Source organism: Halalkalibacter sp. HAAS-P013 (assembly GCF_056619925.1).
This window is the reverse complement of the sequence record NZ_JBWQTU010000006.1, coordinates 102658-115205: the sequence shown is the minus strand read 5'-3', so window position 1 is coordinate 115205 and position 12548 is coordinate 102658. Positions and strand designations below refer to the sequence as shown.

At 40.3% G+C, this 12548-nt stretch carries 13 protein-coding genes; 11 read left to right on the top strand and 2 right to left on the bottom strand.

Annotated elements, in window-relative coordinates; translation table 11 throughout:
* The first annotated feature begins 89 nt into the window (after positions 1-89).
* The 10 genes from gnd (at position 90) to AC1FXP_RS10775 (ending at position 9839) form a co-directional block, all read left to right on the top strand.
* Positions 90-989, top strand: coding sequence for a phosphogluconate dehydrogenase (NAD(+)-dependent, decarboxylating) (gene gnd / locus AC1FXP_RS10820; RefSeq protein WP_480061208.1), 900 nt, complete (start codon positions 90-92; stop codon positions 987-989).
* 422 nt (positions 990-1411) lie between these two features.
* Entirely contained in the window at positions 1412-2476 is a 1065-nt protein-coding gene (locus tag AC1FXP_RS10815) for a TRAP transporter substrate-binding protein (protein WP_480061206.1), read from the top strand.
* A gap of 181 nt (positions 2477-2657) precedes the next feature.
* Positions 2658-3206, top strand: a complete 549-nt coding sequence (locus tag AC1FXP_RS10810; protein WP_480061204.1) for a TRAP transporter small permease — start codon at positions 2658-2660, stop codon at positions 3204-3206.
* Between the two features lie 14 nt (positions 3207-3220).
* Positions 3221-4492, top strand: a complete 1272-nt coding sequence (locus tag AC1FXP_RS10805) for a TRAP transporter large permease (protein WP_480061202.1) — start codon at positions 3221-3223, stop codon at positions 4490-4492.
* 259 nt (positions 4493-4751) lie between these two features.
* Positions 4752-5012, top strand: coding sequence for an HPr family phosphocarrier protein (locus AC1FXP_RS10800; protein WP_480061200.1), 261 nt, complete (start codon positions 4752-4754; stop codon positions 5010-5012).
* A gap of 105 nt (positions 5013-5117) precedes the next feature.
* Positions 5118-6065 (top strand): sugar kinase, encoded by a 948-nt coding sequence (locus AC1FXP_RS10795; RefSeq protein ID WP_480061198.1) that lies wholly within the window; start codon positions 5118-5120, stop codon positions 6063-6065.
* A 16-nt stretch (positions 6066-6081) separates the two neighbouring features.
* Positions 6082-6723: a bifunctional 4-hydroxy-2-oxoglutarate aldolase/2-dehydro-3-deoxy-phosphogluconate aldolase gene (locus tag AC1FXP_RS10790; protein WP_480061196.1), complete on the top strand. Its 642-nt coding sequence runs from the start codon at positions 6082-6084 to the stop codon at positions 6721-6723.
* An 11-nt stretch (positions 6724-6734) separates the two neighbouring features.
* The gene (gene dgoD, locus AC1FXP_RS10785; RefSeq protein ID WP_480061194.1) at positions 6735-7883 is read left to right on the top strand and encodes a galactonate dehydratase; all 1149 of its coding nucleotides are present in this window, start codon (positions 6735-6737) and stop codon (positions 7881-7883) included.
* Positions 7884-7918: 35 nt separating this feature from the next.
* Positions 7919-8815, top strand: a complete 897-nt coding sequence (locus tag AC1FXP_RS10780; RefSeq protein ID WP_480061192.1) for an AEC family transporter — start codon at positions 7919-7921, stop codon at positions 8813-8815.
* 19 nt (positions 8816-8834) lie between these two features.
* Complete coding sequence (locus AC1FXP_RS10775; RefSeq protein ID WP_480061190.1) at positions 8835-9839, top strand: C-terminal binding protein; 1005 nt, start codon at positions 8835-8837, stop codon at positions 9837-9839.
* 108 nt (positions 9840-9947) lie between these two features.
* Here AC1FXP_RS10775 and AC1FXP_RS10770 read toward each other — a convergent pair whose 3' ends face one another.
* Positions 9948-10547: a hypothetical protein gene (locus AC1FXP_RS10770; RefSeq protein ID WP_480061188.1), complete on the bottom strand. Its 600-nt coding sequence runs from the start codon at positions 10545-10547 to the stop codon at positions 9948-9950.
* Positions 10548-10785: 238 nt separating this feature from the next.
* On the opposite strand from AC1FXP_RS10770, the gene AC1FXP_RS10765 reads away from it, so the two are divergent.
* Complete coding sequence (locus tag AC1FXP_RS10765; protein ID WP_480061186.1) at positions 10786-11919, top strand: CapA family protein; 1134 nt, start codon at positions 10786-10788, stop codon at positions 11917-11919.
* Positions 11920-11999: 80 nt separating this feature from the next.
* On the opposite strand, the gene AC1FXP_RS10760 is transcribed toward AC1FXP_RS10765, so the two are convergent.
* Positions 12000-12458, bottom strand: coding sequence for an NUDIX hydrolase (locus AC1FXP_RS10760; protein ID WP_480061184.1), 459 nt, complete (start codon positions 12456-12458; stop codon positions 12000-12002).
* Positions 12459-12548 lie beyond the last annotated feature (90 nt).

Genomic DNA, 12548 nt, shown 5'->3' with positions numbered 1-12548 from the left:
GGGCTAAAGTAGAAACCGTTTAACTTTTAATGGGGTTGTTCACAGGAATGACCCCAATTAATTTGAATGAATTTTTGGAGGGAATAATAATGGAAATTGGTTTAATCGGTTTGGGAAAAATGGGCTTAAATATAGGTAAAAATCTTACTGATCGAAAGCATGAAGTTGTCGCATTTGACGTAAACCCTGATGCTATCAAAGAGGTGGAAAAATATGGTGGAAGAGGAACTGCTAGCCCTCAGGAGCTCATCGAGTCACTTACTGCTCCTCGTGTTATTTGGATTATGGTTCCACACCATGTGGTTGATTCGGTTCTTAATGAAATCAGAGGGTGCCTTTCAGAAGGTGATATTGTCATTGAAGCAGGTAACTCACATTATAAAGAATCAATCCGTCGATATAACGAACTAAAAGAAATCGGTGTTCGTTTTATGGACGTAGGGACGTCCGGAGGCATGGAAGGGGCTCGACACGGTGCATGTTACATGGTCGGAGGCGACGAGGAAGCGTGGTCTGTTGTTGAGCCGATTTTTAAAGCAACGGCTGTTGAAAACGGTTATTTGTATGCAGGAAAAGCAGGAAGCGGCCACTATTTAAAAATGATCCATAATGGAATTGAATATGGGATGATGGCAGCAATCGGTGAAGGCTTTGAAGTGTTAGAAAAGAGCGAATTTGACTTTGATTATGAGCAAGTAGCAAGAGTATGGAACCATGGATCTGTCATTCGTTCATGGCTGATGGAGTTAACCGAACATGCCTTTTTGAAGGATGCGAAGCTTGATGAAATTAAGGGTGTTATGCAATCTTCCGGAGAAGGAAAATGGACCGTGGAAGAAGCATTAGATTTACAAACGGCTACTCCAGTAATTGCGATGTCCCTGCTAATGCGCTATCGCTCGTTAGATCAAGATACGTTTACTGGGAAAGTTGTGGCAGCTCTTCGTAATGAGTTCGGTGGACATGCAGTAGAGAAAAACAACGGTTAAGAAAAAGGAAGGCAATAATTATTAGAATTTTCTGTGAAATAAAATGTGATAATTGTCGGAACTGAAAAAAATTTTTTTCTATTTTATATTGAAAAATAATTTTTTTGATTTATAATGAAGTAGAAATTAAATTTTATATTTTGAAAGGGGATTCACGAAGTTGGATATCTTTTCAGAAGAGTTTTTACCTAATTATTGCATCTTTTCTTTTTGAATTTAGAGAAAGCGCTTCCGTTTGATCGGAATTGTTTACATGAGAAAAAGGATAGCTGGCTCACTTATGAAGGCGCTTAAAATAAGGTGAAACAAGAAATTTGATTTGAAGTTTTGACTAATTTTAATAATATAGTCAATTTTAGAAAATCCTTTAAGAGACTAGATCTTATGGGGTTAAATACACACATTATAGGGGGTATTTCAAAATGAAAAAGAACAAATTGTCATTATTTATTGCACCTGCATTAGCGGTAATGTTAACAGCTTGTGGCGGCGGTGGCGGAACAGCTACGGATGAGCCAGCACCTGAAACTGGTGGAGAAGAAGCAGCAGAGCAAGGTGAAACAAAAACAATTCGTGCAGGGATCGGATTAAATGATGCGCATCCACAATATAAAGGGTTATTAAAATTTAAAGAGATTGTTGAAGAAAGAACAGATGGTGCGATTGAGGTACAAACGTATCACAGTGGTCAGCTTGGTGATGACCGTACAATGACGGAAGCTCTTCAATTAGGTTCTCAAGAAGTGGTTATCCCTTCAACAGCGCCTATTGCAAACTTCGTACCTGAATACAACCTATTTGACTTCCCATTCCTCTTCCCAAGTGAAGAAGTAGCGGAGGAAGTATTAGATGGTGAAGTTGGACAAATGTTTTTAGATATGCTTCCTGATCAAAATTTAGTTGGATTAGCATACTGGGAAAATGGTTTCCGTGATTTAACAAACAGCAAACGTCCTGTAGCTTCAGCTGACGACTTTAAAGGTCTTCGTATTCGTACAATGGAAAACGACCTTCACTTAGAAGCCTTCCGTGCATTAGGTGCAAATCCAACGCCAATGGCATTTACAGAGCTATTTGCGGCTATGCAGCAAGGAACGGTTGACGGTCAAGAAAACCCTATTGCAACGATTTATTTACAAAGATACCAAGAAGTACAAGATCACGTATCAAACACAAACCATGTATACAGCCCGTTCGTCTTCTTAATGAGTAAATCATTCTACGATGGACTTAATGAAGAACAACAACAAATTGTAAGTGAAGCAGCACTAGAAGCTGGACAATATCAACGTGAACTTAACCGTGAAGCAAATGCTCAATATCTTGAAGAATTACAAGAAGAAGGTATGACTTACACTGAAATCACGCCTGAAGCTCGTCAAGAAATGGTCGACTTAGTTCAACCAGTTATTGATAAGTATGCAGAGCGTATCGGTCAAGATTTAGTTGATCAAATGTACGAGGCAATTGAAGCTGCACAGCAGTAATCTAATTAATGGGAAAACGGCTTCATAGCCGTTTCCCTTTTTCACTAAAGAAAAATACAGCATCTAGAACAGACCTAAGTTTTTCTTAATGTAAAAGGAAAGCAAAAGTGTAGGTCATAAAAATATGAGTATAGTTCTGTTTTCCTTTTTCACCATAAGAAAGAAAGCGAGGTAACGATTTATGAAAGTATTGAAATGGCTTGATGATCATATTGAGGAAGTTTTCTTAGTTCTCTTCTCAGTTATAATGGTTAGCGTTATCTTTGTTCAAGTATTTATGAGGTATGTAATGGGCAGTTCACTTGCTTGGTCAGAGGAACTAGCGCGTTATTGTTTTATTTGGATGATTTACATCGGAATTAGTTACGGGGTTAAGAAACAAAGGCATATTAAAGTAGACGTTTTACTCTTGTTATTTAAAGATAAAGGAAGAATCATTTTTAATATCATTTCTAATTTATTATTCTTAGCTTTTGCTATCTTTGTTGTTTTTTACGGGTATCAAATGGCGCAACAATTGTTGAATTTCGGACAGAAATCACCAGCCCTTCAAATTCCAATGGGATTTGTCTACATGGCAGGACCTGTAGGGATGGCGCTAACTGCTTTTCGCTTAATCCAAAACCTGATTAAACATATAAAAGCATTGTTAGGTAAAGGAGATACGGAAGTGAAAACGGAGCTAGAAAAAGTGAAAGAAGAAGTGAAAGATGAAGTAGCAACTGATTAAAGGAGGCAACAAAGATGACGGCACTCATTTTGTTTGGGGCATTTGCAGTCTTACTGTTTTTAAGTGTTCCAATTGGGATAGCATTGGGTATTGCTACATTAATTACAATAATGTTTTCCGGTTCACTACCGGTTGATTTCTTGGCTAGAGAATTAATAACATCACTTGATTCCTTTCCGTTAATGGCTGTACCATTCTTTATCCTAGCCGGTGAGATTATGGGTAAAGGTGGAATTTCAGATCGCTTGTTTAGAGTGGCTAACTCCTTAGTAGGAAACAAGACAGGCGGTTTTGCGATTGCAACCATTATCACTTGTATGTTCTTTGCGGCTATTTCAGGATCAGGTCCTGCAACGGTAGCGGCAATTGGCGGGATTATGATTCCAGCAATGGTTCGTGAAGGGTATGACAAAAAGTTTGCGACAGCGGTTGTCGCAGCAGCGGGATCTTTAGGGGTTATCATTCCACCAAGTATTCCGATGGTTATTTACGGCGTAGTAGGAAGTGTATCAATTGGTGATATGTTCATTGCAGGGATTATTCCAGGAATTTTAGTTGGTTTAGCATTAATCATTTATACGTATTTCCACTCTCGCAAAAAAGGTTACAAAGGAAAAGGTGAAAAGCCGACCATTGCAAATGTAGCAAAAGCAACTTGGGAAGCAAAGTGGGCACTTCTTATCCCAATTATTATTTTAGGTGGGATTTATGGAGGGGTTTTCACTCCGACAGAGGCTGCCGTAATCGCTGTTGTGTATGGTTTAGTCGCAGGTCTTTTCCTATATAAAGAGCTTAAAATTAAACAATTGCCAAGAGTTATTACAGACGCGGCGCTTACAACAGCAACAGTATTAATTATTGTTGGTTCGGCAACTGCATTTGGTCGACTGTTAACAATTGAGCAAATTCCATACCAAGTTGCAGAAGCAATGATGGCAATTTCTGAAAATCCACTTGTCATTATTTTATTAATTACGCTTCTCTTGTTAATTGTTGGTTGTTTCATGGATACAATTGCAGCCATTATTATTCTTACACCAATCCTTTTACCAATCGCGATAAGTCTAGGGTATGACCCAATTCACTTTGGGATTATTATGGTACTTAACTTGGCTATTGGCTTTATTACACCGCCGCTTGGTGTTAACTTGTTCGTCGGCTCTGGTATATCAGGCTTGTCCATCGAGACTCTGTCTAGAGCGATTATTCCATTCTTCATCGCGATGTTACTAACATTATTAATTGTCGTGTTTGTACCGCAAATCTCATTGTTCTTTTTAAATTAAGGCTGTTTTCGCATACTTTGTTGGTTGTTCACATGTTTGTTCCACCTGAGCTCCAGCCACTCACTTTCCGCGGGGAGGTGCCGAGCCTCCTCGGCTGCGCCTGTGAGGTCTCGCCCCTGCCTCTTTTTCCCGCAGGAGTCGAGTGACTTCCGCTCCATTTCACTACGAGCAAAACTATTTCATAGCAACAATCTTTACAAAAACACTCTAAATTAAACAGAGTAGAACGATTCATACTAGGTAAGAAGGAGGAATGGTCATGGCAACTGAACATACCCAAGAGGTATTTGTAAATATTACAGAAGAACAGACCATAACGGGCTTGAGTGAATTAATTCAACCTTATCAATCTGAAATTTATTTAAAAAAACTAGTACGTGGTACGGTCCATGAAGTCAACTTGAAAAGTTTTTTGGGGCTTATCACCCTTCAAATGCGAAACGGTGACAAAATATTCGTACGAGCTATTGGTGAAGATAGTGAAGAGGCTCTAAAAAAAGTAGTTGAATTTTTAACTTAAAAGGAGGAAAGGGAGGTTCACAACTAAAAAGGTGCTTATTAGCAGCCTGAAATTAGATGAGGATCTCCCTTTTTCTGCTTAATTTTAAATGTTGGAGGAAATAAAATGGATGTAGTAACGATTGGAGAAACAATGGTAGTGTTTACTCCTAATAACGGTCAACTAAGATATGCCACTCAATACGGAAGATCGTTTGGCGGAGCAGAATCGAATGTTTCCATTGGTCTTTCAAGGCTTGGACATCAAGCCGGATGGATAAGCGCAATTGGCGATGATGAATTAGGAAAAGGGATGCTTTCTTTTATTAGGGGAGAGGGAGTAGATGTAAGTCAAGTGAAAATAGACCCTACAGCGCCAACAGGAATTTTCTTCAAAGAAATTCGTAATTCATCTGATATTCGAATTCAATATTACCGCAAAGGATCAGCAGCCAGCCAACTGAGCAAAGAAGACTTACATTCGGATTACATTGCAAAGGCAAAGTATTTACATATTTCAGGGATCACACCTGCTCTTAGTGAAAGTTGCTCTGAAATGATTTTTGAAGCAATCAAAATGGCAAAGGAGCATGGTCTGAAGGTTGTCTTTGATCCAAATTTACGAAAAAAGTTATGGAGCGAAGAACAAGCCCGTGATGTATTGCTAAAAATTGCCGCAGAAGCGGATATTGTTTTGCCAGGAGTAGCTGAGGGAGAATTTTTATTTGGAGAAAGTGATCCCGAAACGTTAGGAAAAAGGTTTTTGACTCACGGTGCAAACGTAGTCATATTAAAGGTCGGGGCAGAAGGGGCTTATTATTTCACGAATGAGGAGAGTTCGCTCGTACCTGGCTTTAAGGTGGAACAAGTCATTGACCCGGTCGGAGCAGGAGATGGTTTCGCTGCTGGATTTATGTCTGGCTTGATCGATGGGCTGCCGCTATATGGAGCTGTTCAAAGAGGAAATGCAGTTGGTGCGATTGTAACAACTGTCAAGGGAGACGTAGAAGGATTACCTGAGAAACAAGAAATTGAACGATTTATCAATAAACCAACAGATGACGTTAGTCGCTAATTATTAGGAGGATATTATGAACCATTTATTACAGGAAATTCAAGAAAACGGAGTAGTAGCTATTATTCGTGGAGCAAAACCAGAAAACATCTTAGATATCGCAAAAGCATTACGTGAAGGTGGAGTGAAAACACTGGAAATCACTGTGGAAACACCACGTGTACTAGAGTTAATTTCACAAGTGTCACAACAATTAGATGATGTCATTGTAGGAGCGGGTACAGTATTAGATTCAGAGACAGCTCGTGCAGCGATTATGGCAGGAGCAAAATTCATCTTCTCGCCAACAGTTGATGTGGATACGATTCGTCTGACGAAACGCTACGGCGTGATCAGTATTGCTGGTGCGTTAACACCGACAGAAATTTTAAAGGCGTATGAAAATGGATCAGATGTGATTAAAGTATTCCCTGCAAATGTGTTTGGACCTACGTACTTAAAAGATGTTCATGGGCCTCTTCCGCAAATTCCACTTATGCCAACTGGCGGCATTAACCTTTCCAATATTAAAGATTATATACAAGCAGGTGGGGTTGCTGCAGGACTTGGAAGTGCTCTTGTTGATACAAAAAAAGAAATTAATGAAGAGTATTTAGCTGATCTCACAGCAAAATCGAAACAATATGTAGAAGCAGTTCAATCTGCTCGTTCGAACTAGGAGGCAGGAAAATGAAAATTACAAAATTAGAATGTTTCATCGTGCCACCTAGATGGTGTTTTTTAAAAGTAGAAACAGATGAAGGCATCACTGGTTGGGGGGAGCCCGTCATCGAAGGAAGAGCACATACGGTCAAGGCTGCCGTTCGAGAACTGAGCGAATACTTAATTGGTAAGGATCCACTTCGTATTGAGGACCACTGGAATGTTCTTTACCGTTCTGGTTTTTACCGTGGTGGTCCGATTTTAATGAGTGCAATTGCTGGTATCGATCAAGCGTTATGGGATATTAAAGGGAAGTATTTCAACGCACCTATCTATCAGCTTATGGGAGGAGCTTGCCGTGATTCCATCCGGGTCTATTCTTGGATTGGAGGCGACCGTCCAAGTGACGTCGGCCAAGCAGCGAAAGAGATCGCTGATAGAGGGTTTACGGCGGTGAAAATGAACGGAACAGAAGAGCTTCAGTATGTTGACTCTTATGAAAAAATTGATCAAGTAATTGAACGAATTGCTGCGGTAAGAGAAGCTGCGGGTGAATACATTGGAATTGGAATTGACTTCCACGGACGTGTTCATAAGCCAATGGCCAAAATCTTAGCAAAGGAGTTAGAGCCTTATCGGCCAATGTTTATTGAAGAGCCGGTTCTTGCTGAAAACAATGAAGCACTTCGTGAAATCGCTAATCATACTCATATCCCAATTGCAACAGGAGAAAGAATGTATTCAAGATGGGATTTCAAACAATTGCTCACTGACGGCTATGTTGACATTATTCAGCCAGACTTATCACATGCTGGGGGAATAACAGAGTGCAAGAAGATCGTTTCAATGGCGGAAGCGTTTGATGTTGCCGTTGCACCACATTGTCCATTAGGTCCGATTGCGCTTGCTGCCTGCTTACAAGTCGATGCAACATCACATAATGCCTATATTCAAGAACAAAGTTTAGGCATTCATTATAATAAAGGCAATGATTTATTGGATTATATAACAGATCCATCTGTTTTTAATTATGAGGATGGACATGTGAAAATCCCACAAGGTCCTGGTTTAGGAATTACCATTAATGAAGAATACGTGAGAAAAATGGCTGAAGTCGGTCATAACTGGAAAAATCCAGTTTGGCGCCATAAAGACGGTACAGTGGCTGAGTGGTAGGCAGTTAGATTTAAATAGAAGAGTGGTCCTGTCAGATGAGGATTTTTATAGAAGTCGTGTTACCTGTATTACTAGTCTTTCTTATTGGGTTTGCAGTTCAAAAGTGGAAGAAAATTGATATAAAGGCAATCTCAACGGTTGCCATTTATATCATGACTCCATGCCTTGTTTTTCAGACCTTTTATACGTCGGAATTAGACATGCAATATTTGTATATGGTTCTCTTCGCCGGTATTCTGCTAGCCGCTTTGATTGTTTTTAATAAGTTTTATGTCAAACTACGTAATTATTCACAATCAGAAGAAAGTGGCTTAATCTTGTCAACGGCCTTTATGAACTCAGGAAATTATGGGGCTCCGATTGTGTTATTTGCCTATGGGGATGCAGGGTTCGCATATGCAGTATCCTTCCTCGTACTTCAAGCCATCATCATGAATTTCTTTGGTGTTTATTATGCCGCAAGAGGGAAGGCTGGAATTGGTGTTGCGTTAAAGTCTGTTTTTGAAATGCCAGCAACATACGCTGTCATTATTGCGCTGATTTTAAAAGGATTGAACTTGGAAATTCCTAATAATCTGTTAATGACGATTGATATTATTGCCGTTGCGACAGTGCCGACAGTAATGGTTATTTTAGGCATGCAATTAGCCCAAATAGAATGGGGAAACTTCAATTGGGGTCATATTACATACGCTGTCGCTGTTCGTCTGATTGTCTCGCCATTAATAGCGGTTGGAATTATCTTGCTGTTCCCGTTTGATCCTTTACTCGCAAAGGTATTGATTGTATCAGCTGCAATGCCTTCAGCTGCAACGATTGTCATGTATGCTGTTCAATTTAACTCAGAACCAAAGCTAGTCTCAAGTATTACATTAATTTCAACATTAGTAAGTATTTTTACCATTACAATATTATTAGCCATCTTAGGATAAACAATTAGGAGTGTAAACTATGAGCAAATATAAAGTGTATGTAACGGATTATGAATATGCGTCGGTTGCACCAGAAGAAGAAGTACTAAGCAAAGTGGATGGAGTGGAGTTCATTCCTGTTCAGTGCAAAACGGAAGAAGAAGTCATTGAAGTGTGTAAAGACGCTGATGGTCTGATCAATCAATATGCTCCAATTACGAGAAAGGTCATCGAAAATTTGCCTAATTTAAAAGTCGTTTCTCGTTATGGAGTAGGCGTTAATACGATTGATATCGATGCTGCGACTGAAAACGGGGTCATGGTAGGGAATGTAACAGATTATTGTATGGATGAAGTATCTGACCATGCGTTCGCACTACTAATGGCATGTGCAAGAAAAGTCGTTTTACTTAACCAAGAGGTGAAAAACGGCAATTGGGATTTTAAAGTGAGTGTTCCTATATATCGCCTTCGTGGAAGAGTACTTGGCTTAATCGGCCTTGGAAAAATTCCTCAAGCGTTAGCGAAAAAAGCTCAAGCGTTTGGGATCGAAGTCGTTGCCTATGACCCATTTGTTCCAAAGGAAGTGGCAGAAGAGTTAAATGTAGGATTACTTGAGTTAAATGACCTTTGTGCGCAAGCAGACTTCATTTCTGTTCATGCACCATTAATTGAAAGTACAGTAGGAATGATTAGTGAAGAGCAATTTAATGTGATGAAAAAAGAAGCATTTATTATTAATACTTCTAGAGGACCAGTTATCGACGAAAAAGCATTGATTGCTGCTTTGCAACAAGGGAAAATTGCTGGAGCTGGCCTAGACGTTGTTGAGGAAGAACCAATTGATAAAGATAATCCATTGCTTACAATGGATAACGTTATTTTGAACCCGCATGTTGCATGGTACTCAGAGGAAGCACAACTAGAATTAAAAAGAAAAACAGCACAAAATGTGGCCGATGTGTTAAGTGGTTTCTACCCAACATATTTATTTAATCCAAATGTGAAGGACAAGGTGAAACTAAGTAACAAAAATAGGGTTTAATCTAAACACTTATCATAATTTAGGAGGCCACTGAAAAAGGTACGGTTTTAAGGCCACTGAAAAAGGTGTGGTTTTTACCTTTTTCAATGGCCTTTTAAAGGGGTAAAGTTATGCAGAAGGACCTATCCCGTCCATTTCTCTACTAGCCTCACGAAAATAAGCTTCAGCACTTTCAATAAAAGGAATAGCCTCTTCAATTGCAATGCGTGCACGGCGCTGGTCGCCTGTTTCCATGAAATCCAACGCCTCCGCTACCATCGCATGAAACTGCTCTACATCTCGAGCACCTCTTACATACACCGCATGAACACGTTCATATTGTCTTGGTACATTTTCCATCTCTCCAAATTGACCTACCATTTGGAAGACTTCATCATTCGCTTCACGAATACTAGCAATTTGGCCGGCGTTACTCTTAAGTGTTGTTAACCGTTCACGTATACTAGGTAAAGTCATATTCGTAAAGTGAATATTTCTCGTAAATTCAAACATGTACTGCTTGGACAACTCATTTTGTCCTTGTACTTCAAGCTTATGAACAGGTGAATCGTTTGCAACTTGAGCAGTAGGTTGATTGAGATCCATCGCCTCTTGGGTAAAAGGATCCATCACGAACAAGATAACCACGATCAAAAGAATCCCGTATACTAACGTCGCAAGTCGTTTCTTCCAACCTGTTCCACTTCTATAACCAGGTAACTTCATCATAACCTCCTAAGAAAATTGATAACTGCATAGTGTGAACCCTACAATAGTATCCACATGAACAGTCACCAATATACTTAGGGTCAGAACCCTCTTTAACACAGCACTGCATTTGTGCTTCCTACTAAAATTCAATGGAATCTCCCAACCACTTACAAATTCCCCTATGTTACACTAGGAAAAGAATCCTAAAAATTCAGGCACCTTTCCTACGAATCTATCAATCTATTGGAGTGTAACGATGAAACTAAAAACAATCTACGCAGCACTAATTTTTCTAATTATCACAGCCTGCTCACAGCCAGAAGAACTTACTGTCGAACAAACTGAAACAGAAATCGATGCAGAAATCATTCGTCAGGAAGCTCCGCCTGAGCCAGAAGAAGAGGAGACAACAATTACAATCGGTGCAGTAGGGGACGTCCTACTGCATGAGCGCGTCTACGTTCCTGCAGAAACCGAAGAAGGTTATGACTTTATGCCAATGCTTAAAAAAGTGGGACCACTTCTCCAAGGGCCAGACTTCTTAATGGCTAACTTTGAATCAATCCCTGGTGGCGTTGAAATTGGCTTATCAACCTATCCTTCGTTCAACAGCCCACATGAAATTGTCACAGACCTACAGTCATTGGGCGTCGATATGGCGATAGGAGCCAATAACCATACAATTGACCGTGGTGTAAAGGCGGTTGAAAGTGCGTTAGACTTCTTTGATGAAGTAGGCATGGATTATGTTGGAGTCTATCGTGATACAGCAGACCGTGAAACCGACCGTATCGTAACCATAGAAGACATCACCCTTGGGGTATTAGCCTACACATACGGCACAAATGGCATTCCGATTCCAGAAGGACACGAAGATATCGTCGCCCTCATTGACCCTGACCGTATTAAGAAAGATGTAAAAAACCTTCGTGACAAAGTCGACATCCTCATCGTTCATATGCACTGGGGAGACGAGTACATTCACGAACCGAACCAAGAGCAAAGAGAGCTAGCACAGCTCTTATCAGACGCAGGAGTAGATATCATTTTTGGACACCACCCGCATGTCCTGCAGCCAATTGATCTGCTCGAACAAGAAGACGGGCATGAAACTTATGTGTTCTATTCCTTAGGAAATTTCTTCTCCGGTCAAAACTTTGAGTACACAGACATAGGCGGCCTAGCAACGATCGACGTTACAAAAACAACAAAAGGGGAAGACTCAACAATTGAAATCCATACCCCAGATATTGAGCCGACACTAGTTGTGCTAGAAGATGACGTCTACAGCGTCATGCCAATGGCTGACTCAGAAGGCTCACTCATTAACGGTGTAACGACAGAAGAAACACGCGAACATATCTGGAAATACCTGAACGAATCTGAATGATTTACAAAAGACCCATCTTTACGCACTTAAGAGGCCATTGAAAAAGGTAAAAACCACACCTTTTTCAGTGGCCTTCGCACTTAACGTGGTAAAGATGGGTCTTTCCTCAACTGCTCCAACATCCGCCGACTTGTCGGAATCATCTCCTCAGGCAGGGCATGTAAAGGGAAATAGCGAAGGTCCTTTCCTTCATGATCCGCCTGCAACTTACCAGAAACATCCTTAGACATAAACGTAACAATGACATTATAAACTTCATCACCATTTGGATACTGAAAGTAAAACTCCTCACCTGAAAACACCGTATACAACCTCATCTTTCCAACGGTTAACCCAGTCTCCTCAAGAATCTCCCGACGAGCAGCCTCCTCAACTGATTCACCCATCTCCATAAACCCACCAGGGACACCCCAATTATCTGTATCCGTACGATGTTGTAACAATACACGTCCTTGTTCATCAAGAATAAAAACGGCGCACGCTGTTAAAATTAATGGTCTACTCCCAGCGATAGACCGTATCATATCTATATAGTTCATTATTTCCTCCTTCAGGGGTCAGACCCCACTTTACTTATGTACCACGTCACAGAGCTAAAGAGGGTCTGACCCCTCATAGCAGAAAGGAGC